The 25197-nt window shown below is 36.1% G+C and carries 15 protein-coding genes and 1 pseudogene; 5 read left to right on the top strand and 11 right to left on the bottom strand.

Annotated elements, in window-relative coordinates; genetic code table 11:
• Positions 1–70 precede the first annotated feature (70 nt).
• The 3 genes from Q0590_RS23135 to Q0590_RS23125 form a co-directional block, all read right to left on the bottom strand.
• Positions 71–643 carry a Crp/Fnr family transcriptional regulator gene (locus Q0590_RS23135; protein WP_302039992.1) on the bottom strand — a complete coding sequence of 191 codons (573 nt, stop codon included), beginning with the start codon at positions 641–643 and terminating at the stop codon, positions 71–73.
• Between the two features lie 332 nt (positions 644–975).
• The gene (locus tag Q0590_RS23130; protein ID WP_302039991.1) at positions 976–1881 is read right to left on the bottom strand and encodes a YybH family protein; all 906 of its coding nucleotides are present in this window, start codon (positions 1879–1881) and stop codon (positions 976–978) included.
• A gap of 38 nt (positions 1882–1919) precedes the next feature.
• Positions 1920–2411: a YybH family protein gene (locus Q0590_RS23125; RefSeq protein ID WP_302039990.1), complete on the bottom strand. Its 492-nt coding sequence runs from the start codon at positions 2409–2411 to the stop codon at positions 1920–1922.
• Between the two features lie 290 nt (positions 2412–2701).
• Here Q0590_RS23125 and Q0590_RS23120 point away from each other — a divergent pair, with 290 nt between their 5' ends.
• A complete protein-coding gene (locus Q0590_RS23120) occupies positions 2702–3265 on the top strand; it encodes a recombinase family protein (protein WP_302039989.1) in 564 nt (187 codons plus the stop codon).
• Positions 3266–3445: 180 nt separating this feature from the next.
• Here Q0590_RS23120 and Q0590_RS23115 read toward each other — a convergent pair whose 3' ends face one another.
• The 8 genes and pseudogenes from Q0590_RS23115 to Q0590_RS37780 form a co-directional block, all read right to left on the bottom strand.
• Positions 3446–4153, bottom strand: a complete 708-nt coding sequence (locus Q0590_RS23115; RefSeq protein WP_302039988.1) for a hypothetical protein — start codon at positions 4151–4153, stop codon at positions 3446–3448.
• On the bottom strand, positions 4110–10382 hold the full coding sequence (locus Q0590_RS23110; protein WP_302039987.1) for a P-loop domain-containing protein: 6273 nt from the start codon (positions 10380–10382) through the stop codon (positions 4110–4112). The genes Q0590_RS23115 and Q0590_RS23110 overlap by 44 nt, the downstream gene beginning before the upstream one ends.
• Before the next feature lie 798 nt (positions 10383–11180).
• Positions 11181–13592 (bottom strand): TonB-dependent receptor plug domain-containing protein, encoded by a 2412-nt coding sequence (locus Q0590_RS23105; protein WP_302039986.1) that lies wholly within the window; start codon positions 13590–13592, stop codon positions 11181–11183.
• Between the two features lie 193 nt (positions 13593–13785).
• Complete coding sequence (locus tag Q0590_RS23100; RefSeq protein ID WP_302039985.1) at positions 13786–14094, bottom strand: integrase core domain-containing protein; 309 nt, start codon at positions 14092–14094, stop codon at positions 13786–13788.
• A gap of 30 nt (positions 14095–14124) precedes the next feature.
• Positions 14125–15447, bottom strand: a complete 1323-nt coding sequence (locus Q0590_RS23095; RefSeq protein WP_302039984.1) for a hypothetical protein — start codon at positions 15445–15447, stop codon at positions 14125–14127.
• Between the two features lie 669 nt (positions 15448–16116).
• A complete protein-coding gene (locus Q0590_RS23090) occupies positions 16117–17976 on the bottom strand; it encodes a hypothetical protein (RefSeq protein ID WP_302039983.1) in 1860 nt (619 codons plus the stop codon).
• 646 nt (positions 17977–18622) lie between these two features.
• Positions 18623–21925 carry a WD40/YVTN/BNR-like repeat-containing protein gene (locus Q0590_RS23085; RefSeq protein WP_302039982.1) on the bottom strand — a complete coding sequence of 1101 codons (3303 nt, stop codon included), beginning with the start codon at positions 21923–21925 and terminating at the stop codon, positions 18623–18625.
• A 746-nt stretch (positions 21926–22671) separates the two neighbouring features.
• Positions 22672–22841 (bottom strand): annotated as a pseudogene (locus tag Q0590_RS37780) (IS3 family transposase); the annotation flags it as partial.
• A gap of 114 nt (positions 22842–22955) precedes the next feature.
• Between Q0590_RS37780 and Q0590_RS23080 the strand changes: the two are divergent.
• The 4 genes from Q0590_RS23080 to Q0590_RS23065 all read left to right on the top strand — a co-directional run bounded on the left by Q0590_RS23080 (position 22956) and on the right by Q0590_RS23065 (position 25157).
• A complete protein-coding gene (locus Q0590_RS23080; protein WP_302039981.1) occupies positions 22956–23381 on the top strand; it encodes a hypothetical protein in 426 nt (141 codons plus the stop codon).
• A 318-nt stretch (positions 23382–23699) separates the two neighbouring features.
• Entirely contained in the window at positions 23700–24062 is a 363-nt protein-coding gene (locus Q0590_RS23075) for a hypothetical protein (RefSeq protein ID WP_302039980.1), read from the top strand.
• 43 nt (positions 24063–24105) lie between these two features.
• Positions 24106–24387 carry a transposase gene (locus Q0590_RS23070; protein ID WP_302039979.1) on the top strand — a complete coding sequence of 94 codons (282 nt, stop codon included), beginning with the start codon at positions 24106–24108 and terminating at the stop codon, positions 24385–24387.
• Entirely contained in the window at positions 24387–25157 is a 771-nt protein-coding gene (locus Q0590_RS23065) for an IS3 family transposase (RefSeq protein WP_302039978.1), read from the top strand. Before Q0590_RS23070 ends, Q0590_RS23065 begins: the two co-directional genes overlap by 1 nt.
• Positions 25158–25197: the final 40 nt, after the last annotated feature.

Here is a 25197-nt window from a genome sequence, read left to right as displayed (position 1 = left end):
GGATTATTCAAAGTGACCCATAAGCTAGTTTAAGAAATAGGCTTAAGATAGTTTAAGGGTAAAGGCAGTGTTACTTGCGATCACTGCGGATTTCACTCAAATATTCAGGGGTGATGCCCAGGTAAGAAGCAATTTGTGTATTGGGAAGACGCATGGCTAAGGTAGGGTATTGTTCCAGAAAAGCTTGATAGCGTTCTTGTGCAGTAGAGCCGAAATTCTGTAATACCCGGTTCTGAAGCTCAACATATTTGTTCTCAATGATTACTTTAAAGATCCGGTCAAGCTTGGGAATGTTCAGATATAAAAAATAAAGATCTTGCCTTTCAATCTGCAAAATAAGGGAAGGCTCAATCGCTTCTATAAATAGCTTACTGGGCTTCCCGGAATGAAAACTGCCAATATCAGCAATCCAGTTATTTTCGGCTGCAAACAAGATATTGTGCTGATTTCCTTTATTATCCACTCCATACATTTTAAAGCATCCTTCCACTACAAAGGTGTAGTGTTTGCAGGGGAAACTTGGCTGCAAGAGGAACTGTCGACGTTTGATTCGTCGCTCGGTTACTCTGCCTTCCAGCAACTCTTTTTCCCTTTCTTCTAAAGGAAGATAGCTTTCAAAATGATCTATAAGTGGTTGAAGCATCAATTGGTAAATGAGTAAGACTCTGCTAATAGTTAGTCGTTACGTACAAAACTACTACTAAAAATGACTCATCGGTTAAAATTTTAAAATGGTTGCGTTTGTAAAGTTATTTTTTCCCTCTAAAAACTATTCTAAGATTAGACTACCTATTTTCCTCTAATTAAATCTTAACTTCATCATCTTAATCGACCTATGAGAAATAAGGGTTTAACTGCCTCCTCTTTAGCTCTCCAGGTAGGACATTATTACTTGTGAGAAAAAGGCTGGTAGAGGGAATTTGTTCCTTCTACCAGCCCTTCAACAGAAATCCATTTTCTAAAGTATTAAAGTTACTATTGGGGCTGATTATACTTATACCAGGCTATTTTCCAGTTCCCATCCACCTTTTTAACTACAAACATCTCTCTGTAGCTTGCAGGAACAGTCTGACCATTCGCGCGAATTAGAGTCGTTCCTGCAGAATGCGATCTTACATAGCCATATTCACCGTCAATAACCATTTCATCAATTGTAAATACAAGATCAAGTCCGATTGCACCAAAAACACTCTCATATGTACTTTTGATTGCCGCATTGCCTACCATAGTTGGAGCATCGGGAGCCATTAAAACACCATCTGTGGTAAATATATTTGATACAGCTTGTGCATCTGCAGAAGCGATCGCATTAGCATAGGATGAATTGATAAGTGTGCTAATATTTTTGCTATCCTCATCAGTATAACTAATAGACTTGTTCTCAACAGTTTTTGTATCAGTAGCTTGGCTTAAAGTACCCATTTTATTGTAGATGTATCTGGCTATTTTCCATTGGTCATTTACCTTTTGTACAACAAATAATTCCCTGTTTTCTTCAGGAGCAGAGCTTCCATTAGCCTTCATTGTTGCCTTGCCTGCAGAAGTAGATCTTACAAACCCATATTGATTGCCAACTATTATTTCATCGATCTTGAAATTAAGATCAAGTCCCACAATACCAAATATGCTCTCATAGGTATTTTTAAGCTCGGTAGTACCTGCAGCAGTGGGTGAACCATGGCCCATAACAACTCCATCGGTTGTAAAGGCTGATGTTACAGCATCCGGATTTGAAGCCGCCAAAGCGTTGCGGTAGGTTTCTGTAACTAAGCTTTTTATTGCATCACCTTCTTTTTGAACCTGGATTCCATCACTGGCATCATCATTATTGCAAGAGACAAGCGCTATAGCGACTGTCAATAATAAAAACATTTTTTTCATTTTGTTTACTTTAAATTAGTATGCTGGTTGAACCTTCCTTATTTTGTCTTATTATACATATACCGGGCAATTTTCCACTGGCCGTTTACTTTTTCAAATACAAACAATTCGCGATTTTCATCCGGAACCTTTTGTTCAGTCTTTTTAATAACAAAAGAACCTTGTGAAGTTGATCGAGCAAATGCAGTATTGCCCTTTACTTCTATTTCAAGAATGGTAAATTTTAGAGAGTAGGTAAAATTGTCAAATACATATTGATAGGTGCCTTTTACCCCTTCAGCTCTTTCGGCTGTAGGTGCAGCATTTGCCATTAGTACTCCATCAGTCGTGTAAAGGCTGATAACCTTGTTTACATCAGAGGCATTAAGCGCATCCTGATAGGTATAGATAAGCTTTTCAATAGCTGCTTTTTCTGAAGTTACTGTTGTCTGTACTTTTTTACTTTTTGGGTTGTTGGATTGACTTTTAGCTTCCTGTTGGAAGGTAAGCATGGATGCAATTATTGCAAGGGTTAATAATGATTTTTTCATTGTCTTTGTATTTAAATTACAATACAAAATTGCCAATGATTGAGCGCAACGACCTATAAGCTAGTTTAAGAAATACCCTTAAACCAGTTTAAGGGTCAACACATCTTAGGACGAGTCAATTCAAATGTAAGACGGCACATTTAAATAGCTTGATCTCAAAAAATGAACATATTATGAGACAAAATACTTTTGGTTAATTTTCATTGTCTCCTTCCTGAAATATGTCTCAAAAATTTATCTCATATATCAAATAATGATTATATTTATGAGACTGAATTAATGAGACAAATATGAAAATTGGTTATGCCAGAGTAAGTACCCAGGATCAGAATTTAGAATTACAACTAGACGCACTAAAAGCTGCTGGTTGTGAGCAGATATATAAGGAAAAAGTATCAGCTGCCAGCACTGACCGGTTGCAGTTACAGAAAATGATGGATTCACTACGTAATGGGGATACAGTAGTGGTCTGGAAGCTTGATAGGTTAGGACGTTCACTAAAAGAACTAATAGAGCGGGTTACAAACTTTCAGCAAAAAGGGATTGGCTTTATCAGCCTAAATGATTCCATTGATACTACTACTCCTCAAGGCCGATTAGTATTTAATATATTTGCTTCTCTAGCTGAATTCGAGCGAGAAATCATTCGTGAGCGTACCAAAGCAGGTCTTGCTGCAGCTAAAGCCAGAGGGCGCCAGGGTGGACGGCCAAAAGGATTAAGTAAAGAGGCCATTTCAAAAGTTCATGCAGCAAAAGCTCTGTTTGAGCGAAAGGAAAAGTCAGCAATAGAAATAGCTAAAATACTGGGCATTGGAAGGGCTACTCTTTATCGTTATCTGAATTATATTGAATAACTCAAATATTTTCTTGTAGTAGCGACCATATAACAGCTTCTCTTACTTAATAAGGGCAGTCCATTTCCAAATTACCATAAGATATCTTCCTAGAAGAGTGACCATCAGCCATAATGTTTATGGAATTGCTGGATAAAGTAAAACTAGACCATCTCAATCCCTCTATACCTCATCAGACGCTTACAATCTTAAAAGATCTGCTTTATAATGATTTAGCAGAAACGTGTTTAGCTCTGCGAATTTTTCTAGCTCTTCAATTCTCTTTTTTATTTGAGATTTCTCCCATGAGGAAATGAGCTGCTCTTCCTTAAGCTCTTCCGAATCTATATCCTCCAAATCCTCCAAAATAATTTTGATTGCTTGTACATCATCATTATCAGGAATATCACCTGCGATGTTAAGCCATCCTTCTGTATTCTCGTCACTAGCTTTTATAGCAGCTTGGTTTAAAAGATACTCTATCCAAATTTTTGCAACCCGATCAATTTGCAAAGTATTTTCAAGGTAATCCTTTATTTTGTGATAGATGGGGTTATCGGTTTCAATTTCTAATAATTTGTTTTTAGTAAGCTTATAAAAAAAAGGCTCACTACTTTCCGGATCAAGACTCTTTATTACCTTAAGAATTGGTTCAAAATTCTCCAATGGCCTTCTACCATTGGGAAGGAAGCTTCTATGCTTCCATAGCTTTAATATTGTTTCAAAACAATCCTTTTCAGCATCGTCTTTCTCTTTACCTGAAGGTAAATTTTCAGCCAGAGTCATCTTCTCTGCAATATAATGGGCCATCCACCGGGAAAAAGTATCCACACCTGGCTCAAGCCCAAGCTCTTTTACAAATAATTTACCTAAGTTGATAACTTTCGTGAGTAGTTCTGAGTTTTCCATCCTCTGATAAAATAAAAATTCGGTATTGTGGTTCTTCATACTCTCTTTTGCCTTCTCTATATTTATAAATGATTTCTCTTTTAATAGAGACCTTAAAAATTAATTCACAATTAAGAGCTTTACAGATATGTTTAAGAAATTTTAAACTCGCCTTTAATCGCATACCAGATTGGGCTGGCTCTTCGTCTTTAGTTTTCCTGGAGCTATTCCATGTTTCGCAAATTAGAGAGACTTCTTGAGAACCATTAATAGACCAGCACTTGCCTTCACTATTCAAAGTTAAACCTAGAATCTCTTTTATTGAACTTCCGACAGAGTAAGGGGGGTATTCAACTTGGTTAGCATATGGATCAAATTCGTCAATCCCTTCAGATCCTGAACGTTTATTAATCCATCCCTTCAAACTAAAAATTCCAGAGTCTATCTCCATTCCATCTTCATCGTAATCTGGCAGTTTATAATCATGGGGATCGCTACACGTAGCCAATGCTCTTAAAAGTGCATTGGATGCTCCTTTTGATACTAATGCTGAAGAAATATGAAAAGACTCACTTCTTTCACCCTGCTTCTCATGCCAACCTCCTTTTACAGTGATCCAAGCGTCCTTCTTTTCTTGATCATTAAGGCAAGTAAGAAAGTCTAGATCTGTAATTGCCATTTTCCAATTATCATTCCCATCAACCCTGTTAAAAATCCATTCTGGTCTTTTCAATGGTAAAGGATCTCTGCAGTCAGCCAACCATTTTCCGTCTTCCCGTGTTAGTAAATGCCGTGACAACCATTCACTCCATTCATCGTCATACCAATCTCTCTTTGAAATAACCGGCATCTTCTCAATAAGTCTTGCCGCCACTACAAGCATTGAGTGATAAGATAAATAAAAATCCAGATCATCAGTTCGTGGATAACTGCTGTGGTCATGCCATGTTTCTCGGTCTTGACTAGAGCGATTCCAAAGAATATTTCTGGGATCTTTATTGTACCCATCCCTATACTTTAATCTCCATTCTTTAACAATAATATTTGCGGCTAAGTCTTGAATTTGTTCTCCCGAAACTCCAAAAACATCTCCAAGAGGCTTATACCAGTATCTGTCAAAATCCCAACCAAAATGGAAATTAATATCAGTATCTACTTCCCCTTTTTTATGCCAATAACTATCTGTACTAAAATCAAAGTCCGCTTCCTGAATGGGCATTTTACTCTTCCCAACGCCTTCAATGGCTATTAGTATACCGCTATCATATGTCAATGGAAAAACCCTTTCTATATTTAACGCAACATTAGAAGCAAACTTTTGTATTAAAATATGAGGTTCAGTTAAAGCATATTTTGCAAATACACTACTGTACTTCTTTACCAATTCGGGTTGATCCAAAGAAGTTCTAGATAAAGCTATTAGTAAGTAAAGCCTTGCATGGAGATTGTAAAATGGAAACTCTTTGCTACCAAATGCATCTACTTTATCATATTCCAACCATCCAATCAAGGAATCAAGAATATCTGTACAATTTAGGTCAGCAAGTTTTCGTATACAATGTGCTGCATTCCATCTTTCAGCTGACTTAGGGGAACCAAGCGCAGACCAGATAAAACCAGCAATGTTTTTATTGATATCTTCTGGAACATCTAGCCAGTTACTCCATACCCCATCTCCGAAATCTGCCTCTGTATGTAACTCAAATCGGGAAAGTGAAAATTCTACTAAGTCACAAGCATCTTGCACTTCAATAAAGGATGATGCATGATCAACAAATCCAAAAAAAATATTTGCATTAGCAAATTCATATCCATTTGCTAAGCCGGAAAATATTCCCAGCTTCAGTTTCGAAACTAAATATTCGTCAGCGTTTACTTCTTTAATAAATGAGTCAAATGAGTACTCATCAGTTAAATCGTGTGCATATCGCTCACCAAATCGATACACAATACCTGGCCACTTCTTTTTGAAACTTACTTTATTTGTCCATTCTTTTGGGATAGAGCTGAGCACATATTGAACATCATAGCGGTCGATGGTTTCTGACGTTAGTAGCATATTAATAAAATCCCAAAATGATTCTAAGGTTAGTCGGTCTAGACATTCTTTTAATAAACTTTGTATGGGCCGCCCATATATATGATTATTAAGTGTTGCTTCAAATCTTTCAATCAACTTAACAAAGCTCTCCGGGTTAGTAATCGTAAGCCCATTGAAAATATCATCCCAATCTTTTTCAGAATACTGGGTTGTAGACGAATTACTTAACGTGCTACCTTGTTCCTCTTCTAAAGTATTCTTTTGATCCGCATAAAATTTAATAATCACATTTAGTGATTCATTATTTAGATTAAACCTATTAGCAACGCTATTCAACTTTTTCCAATATCTTGGGTCTGTACCTTGTATCTGGAGTAAATGGACAGCATCATTCAGAATTTTCTGTCTTACATTATGGGACAATTCATTTTCCAAACAGATTGACAGATAACGATTAAGGCGATGATTGGAGAAAAAACGGGTTAACGCCCATCCAACAGCAGATGTAATTACTTTGGAATTCACTAGTTCGTATAGGGCTTCCTCAAACTGATATTCAAATCTTCCAATATCTCTATCTCTCCATCTACTTAGTGCTGATATGCCTATGCCAGAAGACATTTTTGTACAAACGCGCATTGCTTCGCTTCGATTCCAATGCTTTTCACGGTATACATTATCTCCTACTAATTCAGCACACCGAATGAATCGATATGCCAACTCATTTGGAGCAGCTTTACTATTGCACGATTGTTTGGCCAAAGAAACAATAGCCTCCCATCTGTAGACAAGTTCATCGCCAAATTTGGAAGCGATATTAATAGCTTCATCAAAATAAACACTTGCATCTTCAGCGGATGTAATCAAAACAGCGCGAGCAAGTGAAATATATCTGTTGGCTATCTCCTCAGGCCCGTCATCACGTAAGCTTTTTATCAGCTGGAAAGTAGAAGGTTCAAGTTGCTGAATTATAGATGTAAGATGATCTGTTCGATAGACGGCTCGCAACATATTTAGTCTACTATGTACCTTGAATGCATTATCATTTTGCAGGTATTTTTCGTAGAAGATCCTCACATCCTCAGTACTTGCCTGATTGTAAAGTATAATGATGGAAGCACAAATTTCGGTTATCTCGCTTGGCAAAGTATCATACCTACGATACCTGCTCGTTCTTGCTATTACAGATTTTTCATTAATTTGATATGCAGCTTCAATTAACTTAATATCTTTAATGTACAATATCTTAGTACGAAGTAAAAACCAGGGAAATAAACCACCAACAATTTCCTTAAACTCTGTAATCTCGCTTTCTAATTCATAGTTTTTTTTCTCAGCAGTAAACTCTTTCGGTAAAATCTCCTCTAGATCTACTTCTTCCTTACCTAAAAGCAGACTCCTAATCGCTAAGGCTTTTAGGTATATCGTTCGCTCACTTGAAAAATGAGAATTATATACCATTCGTGAAGCTCTAATAGGAATATAGTGCCTCAATACACGTAAAACCTTTTGTGTTGACAAATTCAGGGATAAGCATGCTTCAACAAAGGAGACTATAGCAGGAGTTATTTGATCTCTGTGAGAATCATTCGGTTTTAAAATTCTAGATCTAGAGTGGCAAAGTAGTTCTAAACATGCTTCGGCTAGAGACTTCTCAGGGAATCTTCCTATTCGGATTAGTTCACTGGTTACAGCAACTGTAAAATAGACTTCAGATCTACTAGTTTGTAAAAATTCATAAATATCCTTAAAACGTCCAAAATCTATAAGTCTTCTTGTAAGATCTTGTACAATTCTAAAGATAGCCTCCTTGGGTTTTAAAGTTAGTAGAAAACCTACCGAATCTTTTACACCATGAAGATTTAAATGGGTATAAGCCAACTCCAAAATATCACTGTCATTTACACCATCATCTCGATTTGTATCTTTATTTTTCCTAGCCTCATCGAAATAAATATGTAGCCAATTCAGACCGGCGCGTAAATAACCTCTTGCTTCTCCATGATATTCCTTTATCCCGGATAACAATGAGGCTGCATAGACGTTTTCAGAGCCATTCCACGTGCTACTCAACAGTCTCTTGAATGCAATTTCTTGTACTTTCTCTTTACTCTGTAGTGAAGTAAGCAAGTCGATATTATTTTGTAAGAGTGATAATTGTCTCTGATTTCCTGCTACCTCTTCTCCTGCCCTCATAGCTAACTTTATTGCATCTTTATAGTTTCTGGCCTTGAGGGCAGCTTTAAAGGCAAATTGTAAGCGATAAACACGAATATTTCGTGCATCTATAGGGTTGTTTTCAGGTAAATACTCGTCTGAAAGAGCTATATCAATAAGTTTTCGATAATGTTCGGCTTGTAAGTACAATTGAGGAAGGACCTCTGCTACATAGGATAAAGTATTTGCTAAAGGTTCTAATTTTACAATATACTTCTCGTAATCGCTTTTACTTGCTAAAAATGTATTTCTGAACCACGTCTCCGTTGGTTCATCCCTGAATTGTATAGATGTATCTGATAACCATAAAGAACGACCTATATCTGCAACAAAGCTTCTAACATTCTCAACACTAACGTCCGCAGCTCTTGACAATACATCTATTGGTATATGTGGAGGTAAGCTTGCCAAGCCTAAGCATATTGCATTAATATGATCCTGAAACTCATTTGGGAGCAAATCCTTTATTTTAGATACCGCCCTATTCAACTGCAACTCAATTTGCTTTTCAATTGATGTGCCGAATGGTCCTAAAGAAGAAAGTAATTCATTAACAGAATCATGCTTTACATCCAAGGCGTTTGCCTGAACCCTAGGATTGCCACCAGTCAATCGATGAAATTCTGCTCCGTCTTGTTCCATTGCATTCGGAAATCGTTTCCATAAGTTTTGTAATGTTTCTTGTTCGGAAAATGAGTCCAGCTCCAGTTTTAGAATAAAACTTTGAGGTTGCAATAAAGAGATTCGTTCTGTCCTACATAAAAATACAAGTTTGCATGCTTCGGGCATTTGTTCTCTTATTAGTTCGTGAGCAAAGCATCTATGATTTAGCTCCCTAGCAGCCATTTCAGCATTGTCTGCAGCGTCAATTACTATAAATAGTTGAGCCGATTCCACTATCTTTTTCAGAGATCCAACTGCAGTTGCAACTCTTAATAGAAAATTTCGAATGATATTCTCATCCAACGAAGTATCTTGGACAAGCAAAGGATCGCATAAACCTTTTGTGGCTAATTCATTAGCAATCTGTACCAACGCATGACGATGCCCATGGCGCGGCTCACTGGGATTTCTATATTTCCCTGCTCCAAAGCAATCATAAACTATACCTACAGAACCTTCTGGTAAGGAGTTAACTAGCTGGCGGCAGAAAACAGATTTTCCTACTCCACCCGCTGCATGAACAATAACTGGGTAAGAGGAATTAATAATTTTCTCTTTAAGCGTGTTATGTTGTTCTCGCTCAACAATGTTACTTATTTCTTCAAGTATAGCAGGAGCAGGATATAACTGTCCTTCAGAACTTATCCCAAAACGCTTTAGAACCTCTTCTCGGTTAATACTGCCATCAGAATCTGGCAAAACTTTTTCCTGCACTAATGCAACAAGATTGTTAATCTGAGCATTATCAATTGAGCCTGCGATTAACTGAGATAATTCGCTTCTTAACTCATTCTTTTGAACATTGTAGTCTCCTTCACTGTCTTCCAACTTCGTTGCTGCGCAGAACAAACGCAAGTCTTCTGAAGTAAGACTTGTATATTTTTCAATTGTTTTTGTGAAAGTAGCGTCTGCCTTATTTTGTTGCACAATTGCTGACAGGTTCTCCTTAAATGAGTCAGCTATTTTTCTATTAGTAATAATAGTAAATGAAATGTTGGCGATTTCAGACGGGTTTTTTTGCTGATGTTGAAGAAATCTTTTTGCAAATCCTTCAAAAGTATCCTTCAAGTCACTTAAGGTGAAAGCTTCATCTTGTTGAACAGTTGTATGCTTTAATTGATAGTAATCAATTTTTTGATAGCCTGCTTTCTCTGCATACTCTGTAACATCAATTACATACTCACCTGCCTTTTCAGTTTCAGAAGATCCTTCAATGATTATTTTATTCAATGAAGAATTAGGATAGACAAGTCTTAAACACCGCCTTGCTGCCCATCTATAATGAAAAATATCGCCTGCACGAGAATATGCGACTAGATCATTTGCCATATTTAGACAGATATTCTGAACTCAGTATTGACACCTGCAATCTTTATGTGTATCAATATGTGTATCAAATAAAAAAGCAGCTACAATTTTTAGATTGTAACTGCTTGATTTTGAAGAGCCCCCAGTCGGAATCGAACCAACGACCTACTGATTACAAGTATAGCGCCTCTATGCTATAAATCAGCTACTTATACCATACAGGTCTCAAATAGGTCTCGAAAAATAATTTCAAAAATACCCTTTTTACCTCTTTTCGCTAGGAAAAATCAATGGCTTAGCCAGGCTGAAGAAGCGTTTTTCACGAGTAATACCCCTTGAAAGATAGCTACCTCTCCCCTGCTGGTTTTTCGCCAATCAAAGGTCACAAGTTCATTTATACTTGAAAGTACTGACTATATATTGGATCTTGTAAATGAATGGCTGCCATTTTTTGTAACTCAACCATTTACTGATCATAATCCACTCCTTATAAATGCAGCTGAATTGGCAGTAGTTACTTTTTAGTTTATTATTATGGTGTTACATATACCTCCTTAACTTGGGCGGGAGGAGAAGAATGAAGCTCACTAAATCTAACTCAGCTATCTTCTTTGCCCTTTGCCTTTGTTATTTCCGGAAAATATCTAAAGAGGTTTTGTCAACCTCTCGCCGGACAAGATAATTAAAAACCGATATACCTGAGAAAGGCTACATTCTAGCTTGAAATCCTGTATACCAAGATAAATGGAATAACTCACTAATGTTAAACTATTAGCTGCTTACTATTTTGTCAAATCTTTGTTACAAGTTCAAGCACCCTTATAAATTGATACGAAGTGTCAAGATCAGATTCCTGCTTGGGGCACTGATACCTGAGGCAAATACCCGGTAGTTATAGTCTAGTATATTTTCCAGGGCAGCCTGTAGCTGTAACTTCTGGTTAAACTGATAACCTGTCCGCATATTTAAAGTATACCAGGCAGGTGTTCCTTCAGGAGTAGCGTAGGCTAGGTTGTCTTCCCCTACAATGTTGTAATCTTTTAAATGTTTCCAACCATTGTACAAGGAGTAAAACTCAGCTCTGAATTGTTTGCTTGTGAAAGAAATACTTGTTTTGCCAAATAGAGGAGGAATATGATCCAGCGGATAATTGGTGCTGTCGGTGCGGATGCGACCATGCGTATAGTTGAGGGTACTTTGCAAAGAAAAGTGTGCATTGAGTTGTGCGCTTATACTAACATTGCCTCCATAGATAAATGCTTGCCCAGCGTTTACATTCCTGGTTACCCGGCTTACCTGTCCATCATAAAGCAGCGTGCTGGACCCATTGAACGTAGTAGGCTGTGTAGTAATTGCATTGGTATACCAAGTATAATAACCGGTAGCCGCTACCTGTATTTTTCCGGCAATTTCCTTTCCAATACCCACTTCCCCATTATAGGTATACTCTGGTTTAATGCCAGGATTAGGCACAATAACCTGCCCGGGTACTGACTCAAAAACTTTGCTCAGATCATCTATATTGGGTGCCCGGAAACCGGAAGAAGCAACCGAAGATAAACGCCAACCTTTGGTTTTAAACAGCAGCCCAATATTACCATTAAGGGCTCCATATTGCTGGTTCACCTCATCCATCAAGAAGGAAAAGAATTCTTTATTGTTGAACTTTGCTACTAAGTTTACTCCTGTGTAGCGGATACCTTCTGAAAAGATCACTTTCGGGCTGATCTCCCAGGTATGAGTCAGGTAAGCAGCCAAAGTCCGCATAAAACTGCCTCCATCCGGATAGCGGGTATCTAAAGAAGAGTACTCTCCACGCTGTTGGTGATAGGCAAAAGCCCTGGACTTAACTTGGTTATCTGTAGCTTCTAGCCCATAGCGGATTTCATGGCTGGCTATATTGCGGTTCAAATCTATATTTAGGGTATAGATGTCCAGATTTTCAATCCGGTGGTTTTTCACTGGATTCTCAAAACGGCGATCCATGCGGCTTTCTTCTATATTCTGGTAAGCAGCAACAAACCGGGCCTTGTTATACAATCCTTTAGTTGCTTTTAGTTCCAGCTGATAAGAACCAAACAGGCGTTTCTGCGGCCCGTAGTACCATTCCGCAAAACGAGGGTTGCTCCTGTCATCAAGCAAGGTTAGCCGGTCGTAGCGGGGTATATCTGACGAGGTAGAATATTGGATATTCAGCTGATGACTTATGAATTCTTTTGGCCGATATACCACTTTCTGCATCAGGTCGAGCTGTGTGTAGCCAGAGGGAGATTGAATATTTACATCTTTTAATGGAAGCGTCTGGTCTTGACCATCAATCGTTTTTACCTTGAATGTGCGTTTTCCCCAATCCTCATATCCGTGCCGCCGGATGGTTCCCTGCCGTAAATCATCAAAATCAGAAGCAGTAATAGCACTTAAGAAAGCCCACTTTTTAAATCCAATATTTACGTCTGCATGGGCTGTTTTTTCTCTGGCGGCTGTCGCATACCGTATAAAAGCATTTCCCGAGACTGCATTTGTGGCAGAATCTATTTTGAGGCTCGGAGATTTTGTAACAAAGTGCATGACTCCCCCTAAAGCATCACTGCCATATACGACAGAACCTGGTCCAAAAATTACTTCTATACGGTCTAACATTGCATTATCCAGCGTAATCACATTTTGCAGATGGCCTCCCCGGTAAATGGCATTATTCATGCGTACACCATCTACTACCAATAATACCTTGTTGGCTTCAAAACCCCGGATAATGGGACTACCTCCCCCCTGCTGACTTTTTTGTACCAGAATATTGCCAGAGTTCTGCAGTACTTCAGCCGATGTCTGACTATTCATAAAAGCAATTTCTCGTGCCTTCAGCACCTGTACTTGTCCTAGGAGATCAGATTTCTTCTCTTCAAATTTGCTGGCTGATATTACTATTTCATCCAGGTTGTATATTTTTTCTGTTATCAACACTCTAAATTTGGCTTCTGCCAACTCCTGATACGATATTGTTTGTAGCTGGTAGGCAGGATGGCTAATGAGAATCTTTGGTGAATCATTGAACAGACTAATATCGGCTATGCCTTGGATATTGGTATTTACATAGTTATTTGTAGCTTGTGTATAGATCATTACGTTTTCAATGGGCTGGAGACTAACCTTATCCAATACCAGAATGGATTGAGCTGTTGCTAGGCAACTAACACAACAAAGAAATACAAGCAATCCAGCAGTTCTACTCATATATGACTACTAACGAATGATTGAATAAAATAAACAGTGAAAATATGGCTATATAAGACCTTAGTTTACTGATACTTGGTTGCTGCCAAGTTTTTGGGTCTAGTGCTAAAATAGCTTTACAGAATTGAAGATAAATTATTTGTATTAATAATTACTATTTTTTAGTACTATTCATAGACCATCTTTTAGTAAGTCAGCCTTCTATGAAATGCGCCTGAGCAGGCATTAAGTAATCACAACCGGCATGTGGACGCAGATAGTTATACGAATGGATGGCTCTTGCTATACGTTCGTGGGCCAAAGGGAAAGTAAGGAAACCCCGACAATAAAATTCATTCTTGATTGTGCCATTTACTTGTTCAGAAACGGACCAGCAGACGATGTCATCATCGGCCCAATTAATATGGACATAAATACAATATTGTAAACTACAATTAATTCCATGGTTACTGGGTTCTAATGTAGAATCAATGACAAGTGTTACAAAACACGAATTTTTCAACTTTTTAATCGATGTAGTTATGACATAGTTTTATAATTTTATTCCAGCGATGGCAATCGTAAAAACTACTGCAGGTTTTCTTTGATAGTCAATGACATCTTCAATATTGGATATATTAGGGGGAAGTGGAGCATCTACTTTTGCTCCATTTGTTAATCCAACAGGAGACAAATTGTATCCAAACCCAAAACCAAACCTAACAATGTCTTTGTATGATAAAGATGGAATAGCAAAAAAACTACTTGCCTTACCATTTGGCTGTATTGAATATCCAATTCCAAAACCTACGCCATATTCTTTGAATTCACCGAAAGAGGCGAAATTCATCAATGCCATTGCCCCTATATTAAACTTGGCATCGTCATCAGAAACACTTCTGACCAAATTATTTTCAATTGAAAATTTTTGACGATTAGCTTGAAAAACTAGGTTTACAACAGGAACTATTTCAAATCTTTTTCTTACATATAAAGGGAGTATCGCGGCGACCTCTTCATTTAACAATTCCCGAACGGTGTTTGCTTCTGCATTTATTTTTGTGATGATAAGTTTGACATTTGTCTGTTTATTATCTTTAACTGGTACTGTAAAACGTATAATTCTATCTTTCTCAGTAACTTTTAATATCTCTTTCACAGCTGTGGCCAATTGATTATTTAATCCTAAAAAAGCTGATTTGAATAGTGCTATTAAAGTAGCATCCCCTCCTAAGGTGAGGGAAGCATCAAATGTACCATCACTGACTGCTTGTTCAAGGATGTCATTTAAATCTTTTTCAAGCGATTTGCTATTAAAACGGCCTTTAACTGAAGGCAGATTCTGCTGAATTTTAGCAACTGCTGCTCTAAATCCATAGCCAGCATTATTGCTTACTCTTTTTAACGCTTCTTCAACTGTTTCGGGTCTGTCAGATGCTTCTATGAAGCTCTTGGCATTAGTAAGGTCTGTATTGAGAAGTACTAAATAGGTTTTATATATATCAAAGCTTGATGGCCCACCTCCTACAGCAGCAGGTACTGGAATACTGTTCGCTAGCAGATTCGATACGTCGGGTAAAGCATTGATTAATTTAACCAATTCTGCAAATTGATCTGAATAATCGTCTTTGATATCAACGTCTTCGGTCTTTATTTCATAATTGTAGAAGAAGGGATTAGGGTTCAATATATGTATTGTCACAATGCCGTTTACCCCCCTCGTAATTTTGACACTTTCCCTACTTGAGTTTTCTAATTTATCGTTTTGTTTCAGAAAAACTGACTCAGATATTTCACCATGATAAATTCTTATATCTTGGCTAAACAGAACTTGATGAAAGAATGAAAAGAGTACAATCAGTAACAATTTTTTCATAAATATTTGGCTTTAATTTTAAGAATAAAGAGTTAGATAAATAATGGAACTACTTAATAATAAAGAGGATGTTTTAATAAGAATTTTTTAAAAGTTAAGGAAAACACTTACTGTCCGAAATACCTAATTTTAGATATTTTTCAGGCTAAATATGATTATTTACTCTCTACAGAATATCATCCTCAAGTACCCCATAAAGAAACAGATGGCTACCAAATCATCTAGCTCTTGTTAAAAAGCTGGCTACTGCTTTCATGTAGCCATTCCCCATTCTTGCACTGCCATGAGCCAGACTTGTTCTCTATGACCGCAAAATGGAAATGTTATTTGATAAGGTTTAAATAGATGTATTATTACTGGTAGCAACATAAGTAGCTGCAAAAGTGGTCAGACTGGATTATAATGTATAAATTCCAAAACCAGATTAGTAAAATTTGTAATTATCTTGTCACGTTAATCTATTAATGTAGAATCTTTCCATATCAACTTATATTTAAGTGGATTTAACCATTTAATGTAAATACTTATTGAATTTGGTTTTGTGGCTGTTATAGGTTAAATCTTTGTTTATTTCTCTGATTTTAATTTATAGCTTAATCTATTTTATCCACTTACTTAACTTCTTTCATTTGAATTTTTATTTTGAGATTAATGTTAATCTCATTAAGTTTATTTAGATTCGAATGTTGTTGAATTTAACTTCCTATTCAAGTTCTTTCTTACGACTTCAATAGTATAATTGCCTTCCGGAAGTTCTTTAGTATTAATTTGAAACTGGTTTTCTCCTTTTGCAGCTTTACCATCAAAAATTATCTGTGTTTTTTCTGCTGTTTTGAGCAATACCTGAATGTTAGCCTCAGAGGCCAAAGAAAAATTTACAGTAGCTGGACTGTAGAGCTGGTTTGCAAGTATTGTATCAGCTGGTATTGCCGGTTGAGTAAATGATACTATATTACTTATATAAGTTTGCCTCTCTTGATTTTTTCCATAACTAGAACTTAACCATAAGTTATTTTTTAAGTTCTGTTTTTTTGACACACATGAATAGTCACCCCATCTATCATATCCATTAATAATGGATTCTCCTGTTTTGATAATTGCTTCTTGGCTACAATTGAAGTTATCATCGCAGGTTTTGCATCTAATATCTGGATATGATTGGTTTGACGTTCCATTGTATTGAATCATTACTGTAGTTGATTCATTCTCATCAGAGAACATATGCAATGAGGGATAAGCATAACTTACATTTGATTTATCTCCTATGAGAATACTTTTATTCTGTAAAGTGGGGATATCCAAAATATTGAAATTAATACGACTAAAATTTCTATCATTCCCTGAAGTAAAAACATAATAAATTTTATTTCTACTTAGTATCGCATCTTGGATACGTATATCACCGTTATCGATAGGTGTATTAATTTGAACAGCTTTTGCAAAAAAGCCATAGGTTGTTGGATTGCCATTAATATCTAATACAGGTACTTTATAAAAATTCATAGTAGTTGCATTATTATAAATATCTCCTGTTATGTCATATAATTTAATATAATCAGCATTTCTTTGAAAAGTTGTACTTAAAAGAAATGCTCCTTGATCATAGGTATTGTTATATGCATAACTAACAGGCATGATCGTAACTGGAGTATCATTTATATCATACCAAACACGATATTTTAATTGTTGTCCATTAAACCCCAAATTTTTATCAATTTGATAAACAACTGTTTGTGCAAACCCTCCAGAACCATTTTGTCCAATAAATATATTTCCACTTATAAAAAGTCCATCTCTGGTAATACCAAGTTTTGGGTAATCAAACCAATGATTTTGTTTGTTCAATGGATTTCCTGAGATCTTATAAAAATTCCAACCATCTAACGGATTATCTGATATTGAAAAGGCAATTAATATCTCAGAATTTATATGAATTGGATCTCCACACTTTTGCATAAATAGAATAAATCTATTTGCTAAAGGATCAAAAAACACTTTAGGGTCGCAAGGATACGATATTACATAATTTATAAATGAACGTAAATCTTTCTTAAATTTAAAAGCGGGAGAATCGTCTCTATAATATTCTATGCAGTTGTTTGTAACACTAACTACAAAGTTGTTGCTAGCACTACTTGAACATGCAATAGTATTGTCTAATGGAGGGCTACTATCGTTAATACTACCATCAAATCCTTGTTTTATTATAAATGGAATAGGGATTCTTGGTTCAAATTCAATTTCATTCTGATTATAAACAAGCTTTGCTGTGTCCTTATATGCTTCAAAAACTTCAATATGTGGTTCAACATTTGGGGTAGGATTTACTGATGTAACCACAGGAGAAAAAATAGTATCAATACCACTTATAGTAGTTGGAATAATAACTCTGTTAGCTGTTAGAATGCCTGTCTTTTTAGCTGCATTTTGAATTTGTGGCTGCTGCCCAATTACAGGTTTAGTAATTACTTGAGAAAATGCAAATGAGAAAAAAAAGAATAGTAATAATGAAAATGACATTGTTTTCATAGCATTCAAATATCAAATTTTAAATAGATATATATAGTCTTAAGTGTAGATATTCAATTTTAGATCAAGGTACAGATATAGAAATGTATGTAATTAAGCGATGACATATAAGTAAGCGTCAATATGGATTTACCTATATTTTATCAAGTGTAGTTAGATTTTTGATAAAGGAATAACTATTTAATTATATTTGCAATACCTAGTTTTAGGTATTTTTTGTTGAATAACCTACTCTTTATACAAGAAATAAACAAGGAGTTGGAAGTTCAACGCAAAAAACTTGTTGAGCAATGAAAATCTATAAAATATTAAAATATAAAGTTTGAAGCTGTTTAAAGTTATTTAAAATATTACTGAACCTTAAGTTATACCATATAGCTTTAACTGTACCTTCTTACTTTTTTGTCATTGCCACAGGGCAAAATGCACGTTTTGAGCCAGTCCTATGCCTTGAGTAACAAAAAAAGTCTAGGATTCTCGAGCCGAAGGGCAAATAGATCCAACGTAGTTGATAAAGCTTCTGTGCACATGGCTTATGCTTGCCCTGCTGTTTTTCCAGGCCTACGCACTATTTCACTGCTTTTAGCAAAGCTTTAAATAGGTTCTTTAACAGACCTTTGAGTAAATAAAGAATTGTAGAATTTATTTAAGGTGGAAGTATCTTTTGTGAGGTAGTATCACGAATTTGTCTACTCCATAATACTTTATTAGTTTTCAAATCATAAGCTCGAATCTTAAGGGGTTCCTCTATTATGCCCTTAGGTGTTCTGCGAGTATAAGGCTGGGTTACATAGAATATGTGCGACCCTATTACAATAAATGGAATAAACGAAAAATGGCTTTTAAATTCACCGATACGAGTGTTTGTTTTACGTTCAAAGATTATCAGATTATATTTTTCCCAACTTTGATTATCAACTTGCTGACTCACTAAAATATGCTGTTCATTTGCAGATAAGAATTGATTAACAGAAATATCTCCAGTATTTTCTAAATTTGTAAGTGCCTTAACAGGCGAAATATTTGTTTCTATAGAATCATTAACCACTATATTCGTTGATACATTACCCGTTGATAAATTTATCTGGAACAAACCACTTTTAGTAACAATAGTATCTATTGTACTTGGTGCGGCCATTGAGTTATCTTCTTGTCCATGAATTCTTTCTTCTGTACCTGGTGGGAGTCCTTTTTGGCTCATTGGATCTTCAAATTGAGCAAATTGCCAGTTTACTTGAATATTTCCATCTACAGACTCAGCGATAGCAGCAAAAGAGTGGCTAAATGTATCAACTACTGAAGCTTTAACCCCTTCAGGTAAAGTTAATTTCTTAGAAAAAGTTTGTGTCCCTGTTGTTGCATTGAGAGCTGCAATTTGAAGAGTGTTTTCAGCAAAGATTGATGCTGTCTGACTAATCAGATAATTCAAAGCAAATCCTATAGGTTTATCAGTTGATTTATTATTCCAAATCTTTTTTCCAGTTTCTAAATTTATCGCATCAATCCCACCATTTGGGCTCATAATATATGTTGTTTTTTTATCAATATTGATAACCACACCTGGACTCAAGGTTACACTATTGCTATCATTTTGGAATTGGTTCGATAAATTTTGACTTGCTAATGATTGCATTAGATCTGATGGAGTTGTTGGAGTTGTTGGAATATTTGCCAAAACAGCAGGAGGCGGGGCTTGGTCAGAAGTAGGAAAGTTAATAGAAAATGCGCCTCGACCTAATGTTCCTGCAACCAAGATTCTGTCTGCATGATCGTACTCTAGACTAAGCACAGGTACTCTAGGGAATGTCTTACCCAACTTATTCCAAAGTGAAAAATCTGGTCCCATAGCTATGAAAATACCTATATCGCTTCCAATGATAAGTGCGCCTTCATTAGAATAATTACTATAGGCAACAGAGCGAAGATTACCTGGAATATAAGTTGCTAAGTTACCAGTTATATCGCTCCACATTACACCTGCATCAGTAGTTTGATATACTCTATTAGTTGAAATCACAAAAGCATTATCAGCTTTATTAGGATTGTTCGCTATACCCATTACCCTTCCACCATTATAAGAGTTTGATTGTGACAATACATCTGGGTACTTTTCTTTTCTAACATACACTCTATTGTAAGAACCTACATATAATATATCTTCATTATCTGTTGCTCCATAGGCTATCGGATTTGCACCTTCATCATTAACTTTTATCCCATATCCAATCTCCATAATAGTTGTACCTTGATCTATAGATTCATAAACAGAATTTTGAGCTCCAATGATAAGGCGTTTTGGTATTTTCGAATTAAGTTTAATTGGAGTGTAAAATTGAGCAATGAGATTAGATCCACCATTAAGAACTTGTAAGCCTGGAAAATCTCTGCTTTGAAGTACATTAGCTCTGTTATAAACGTCTCGCTTAAAATTACTTAGATTATAATAACTTGAGTAACGAATAGAAGAATTAGGTATACTGATATCATCAACAGCAACTACTCCGCCATCTCCCGTTGAAACACTTTTCCATTGTTGATTAGAACGCAGCTTCTGAACTGGAGTGCCTGTATCCTGAGCTCCGCCAATAATGATATCAGAGTTGGCATCCCATGCTATAGAATGAAATTCAGATATCTTTATATTTCCATTCATTGAAAACCAGTCACCATTATTATTCTGTGGATTAGTACGTTTATAAATTCCGCCATCATTCACCTCAATTAGAACACCATTAATAGTTACTGCCATATCACGAGAATCAGCATGAGGGGCGGTACTATTAAGTGTTCCCCCTCCAGTTGGGCCTTTATCTTTTGAATGTGTTAAATGTACCCATTGTTGACCAAGTGGTTTAGATGCGTCTCCCCTAAAAAGAATTCCGGAATAATCCTTAGCTCCTATGAAGTTAGGTATGGGTTGATCGCCGTTAAAATATACCCTTTGACGATCACCTCCAATATAAACAACATTGTGATTACTAGGATCAGCTACAAGAGATAGATGAATATTACCTTGTGATCCAGGATGTATCCCTCCTTCATTATTATTTGGTATGCTCATTGTCACCCAATTATTTCCACCATCAGGAGATCTAAAAACACCTGCTAATCTCCCTGATCTTACTGCGGCGACATAGACATTATTAGTACCAACCGTTATTTTTATATTACCAGCCCCGGCCATAATTCCATCCATAGTTGGATTACTAACCTTAGTCCATGTCTCGCCGATATCAAGGCTACGATAAATTACTCCTGAAATATTAGTAAATAATATGTCATTATTAGAAGGATCGCTTGCGAGATCAAAACTTATTCCCTTTGGTAAGCCTGTATTGGTGTCACCGGACATCTGATGCCAGGACCGACCCATGTCAGTACTTCGCCAAACACCTATTTTATTTCTGTCATTAGCGTTGTTAGAACTAACAATAATAATAGGTCCACGTGCTGCAGCACCGGATATGTTAATATCTGTTAATATGCCTCCACCATCAATTAAACTCCAATTTAATCCTCCATTTGTAGTACGTAATAATCCTGATCTTAGGCCTCCATATCCATAAAAGCTGCTAAAGCGGCCATTACCTGCAATAAGAGTTTGGCCGGCTACATCAATAGGATCAAACTTAATTACGCTTATTGAAAGAGATTTTTGGTCATCAGTTTGATTAATCCATACTGGGTTTGTAGCCATTGCATTATTTGTTTTCCAAATACCGCCATTAACAGCACCAACGTATACTATATTAGCGTTAGTTGGATGGACAGCTATAGATTTGATTGCACCTACAACTTCACCGTCTTTAATATTTTCTACTTGTCCTCCTGTAATTGGTCCTGGTGCTTGTATTACCCAATCAAATTGTTGTGCAAATAAATTATCATCAACAAAGAGCCAGAATGTTATCATAAGACTTACATTCAGTAAAACTTTAGAATATCTCATTTCACAAGAACTTTTTGTGTGGACAAGTTTTGTATTAATCAATACTGTGAACAGAAATTAACATAATGAAAACCGCTTGAAAGGCAGATATATTAATTAATCCCTATGTGAAAATAATTTTTATAAAGTCAGGTTGACAGCTGAGTTGCTAATAATTCAATCAATTTATCTTTATTATATAAATGGAGCATATTTACTATCTAATTTCTGTTCACAGTATTGATTAATATGACTTATAGATATATGGGGCGATGTGAATATTTCTCTTTAAGCAGAAATATTTTTTAAGATTTACAATATGTAATAAATCTTTTTGATCGTTTTTCCAGGTTCTATCATTCAAAATCTGGCTCAATGTTTTATAGCTTTGCTCCAGTATAGATTCTAGAAATATTTAGTTAAATTTTATAAATTAAACCAAGCATAACTTCTGATAGTAAGTCAATTGAACATATTCTAATTTACTTTCAATATGCTTGTATAGTTAAATGATTAACAATTAGTAAACTTATGTTTTGCTTTACAATATAGAGGAGTTAATATTTTATAAATACTAATAAAAAAGTTGATTTTTGTTGCTACTACTTACTTAGTTTGATGCACTCAATTTGAGTAAAATTTTTTTATAAAAAAATACCTAAAAATAAATATTTTTTTATAAAAAAATTCAATAAATGCATTGATAACTAAAATGGGTTTGTCCCGATATAGTGGATACTAAGTCTAGATCAAGCAGCCATTGTGTACTACCACTTTTTTTCAATTTGATCAGGGCTTAAATATCCCATTGAAGAATGTCTTCTCTTGGAATTATACAAACTATGGATATCCTCGAAAATATCCTGCTTGGCCTATGTACTGCCGATTGTAAACCAGCTCCTTTTTCTAGGTAAAAAAACACAGCATTGTCATAACATGTGTTAAATATCACCATAACTCGTTCATCGACACATTCTGTGAACAGGCACTAAAAAAGAATTAATAGATGTTTTGCGGAAGTGATACATCTCTTTTATTACCCGCTTCCGGAATGAGTATAGCATCGATTGAGAAGCGGGAGCAAGTACTTGAAATTACCCTCTGTTTGCAGACTACTCTCGCCATCTGTCCGGATTGTAAAACAGGACAAAATTATGTGTATAGTAGCTATGTGCGAAATGCAGGTGACTTGCCAAGGTCAGACTTTAGGGTAAAACTATTGCTACAGACCAGACGCTTCTTTTACTACAATGAAAATTGTAGCCGTAAAACTTTTGCAGAAAGATTTTCTTTTTTGATGCCCTATGCGAGACGCACAACTCGCTTGAATAATAGATTAACTAACATAGCTTTTGCTACCAGTGCCCAGGCAGGAAGCAGACTTTCTACTTTGTTAGCTATGCTGGTTAGTAGTTCCACTATGCTACGCCTAATGCATAACTATACGTTGAATCTGCTCAGACCTCTACAGTGCTAGGTGTAGATGAATTTGCCTTTCTAAAAGAAAAAACCATGGCAATATCTTAGTAGATAATGAGTTAGGACAAGTAATTATTAGAGATTGAATCAAGCGGATTGTAGCAATTCGCTTTTTTATTTTATGTAAATACTTTTCCTTTAAATATTTGCAATATATTATTGTGCTGATAATGCTATAATATAGAAAGTCTGTTAAGTGTAATACTACAACATTTAAAACAGAAAATAGAAGAGATCCATGCTCAGTAATAAGCCAAAATCAAGGGTATATATTTAGACTATTGTACACAATTTTCTCTTAAACCAAAATTTAATAATGAGAAGACTAATCTTACTAATCTGCTTTTATTCATTTGTTACTATTAAAGTAAATGCGCAAAGCAGCCCACCGAGAACTACCTCGTTTGCAAAACCTGTAGCGGCAAATGCAAATGAGTATGCAAAACAAAATTTATTATGGATAAAGACGGGTAACGATTTTGACCAAAATACTTTGAATGCTGAAGCAATAGACCAAGAGATAGAAAGACGGATTAAGGAGTATGATTTAGAAACGGCAGTCATAACTTATGATGTACCGATAAATAGTAAAAGGTTGACTAAGCCTAATGGTAAAAGTTCTTATGGTAACTATAACTCGAATATACAAAGTGCTCTCTATGCTGCACCCCAAATTTAGGACAGGTTACTAAAGTATAATAGCCTGTTTAAATTTGATACTTATGAATAAGAAAGACAAACGCAAATTCACTGCCGCCTACAAAGTAAAAGTAGCTATGGAAGCTCTCAAGGGACAAGCCACGATTGCTGAGATCGCTAAAAGTCATCAAATACATCCCAGTCAAATTATGGATTGGAAAAAGATAGTACTTGAGCGCTCAGAGGAATTATTTAGTACTCAAGGGAAAAAGATAGTTTTACCCTTGGAGGACACCTCCTCTCTGTATGAACAAATCGGGCGGCTCCAAATGGAGGTTAGCTTTCTCAAAAAAAAGTTGGGATAATGAGCCTGTTGAAACGCAGAAAGATGATTGAACCTGGCCATACCTTAAGTCTGGTTAGTCAAACGGCTTTGTTGGGATTGCATCGTTCAGGCTTATATTATCATCCTGTAGCAGTGGACACTGAAGACTTACTGTTAATGTCTCTACTAGACAAACAATATTTGAAGACTCCCTTTTATGGATATCGGAAAATGACCGTGTTCTTGCAAGAGGGAGGCTATCAAGTGAACCACAAACGTGTGAGGCGTTTGATGCGGGTAATGGGTATAGAAGCCATTTACTGCCGTCCTAATACATCTCAAGCAAACAAAGCACATAAAATTTACCCATATCTGTTAAAGGGATTGTCCATTACAGGGGCTAATCAGGTTTGGGCTACCGATATCACCTATATTCCGATGAAAAAAGGCTTTATGTACTTGATGGCTATCATTGACTTGTATAGCCGCTACGTGCTGGAATGGTCTATTTCCAATACCATGGAATCGGAATGGTGTAGCCAAACCTTGAAAAAAGCATTAACAAAACACGGTAAACCAGTTCTGTTTAATACTGACCAGGGCAGTCAATTTACGGCTGATCTGTTCTTGGAAGTATTGCTTTCTAATGGCATTCAACCCTCCATGGATGGTAAAGGAAGGGCTGTTGATAATATATTTGTGGAAAGGTTATGGCGATCGGTCAAATATGAAGACATTTACTTAAAGGCTTATGAGGACGGCTGGCAATTAGAGCAAGGAATGGACAATTATTTCGTATCCGTCCGGTAGAGTAGCCTTGATTTGTGATGAGCAGTGCTCCTAACTTTAG

Source organism: Rhodocytophaga aerolata (genome assembly GCF_030503435.1).
GTDB classification, from domain to species: Bacteria; Bacteroidota; Bacteroidia; order Cytophagales; family 172606-1; genus Rhodocytophaga; species Rhodocytophaga aerolata.
This window is presented reverse-complemented; position numbering and strand designations above follow the sequence as displayed.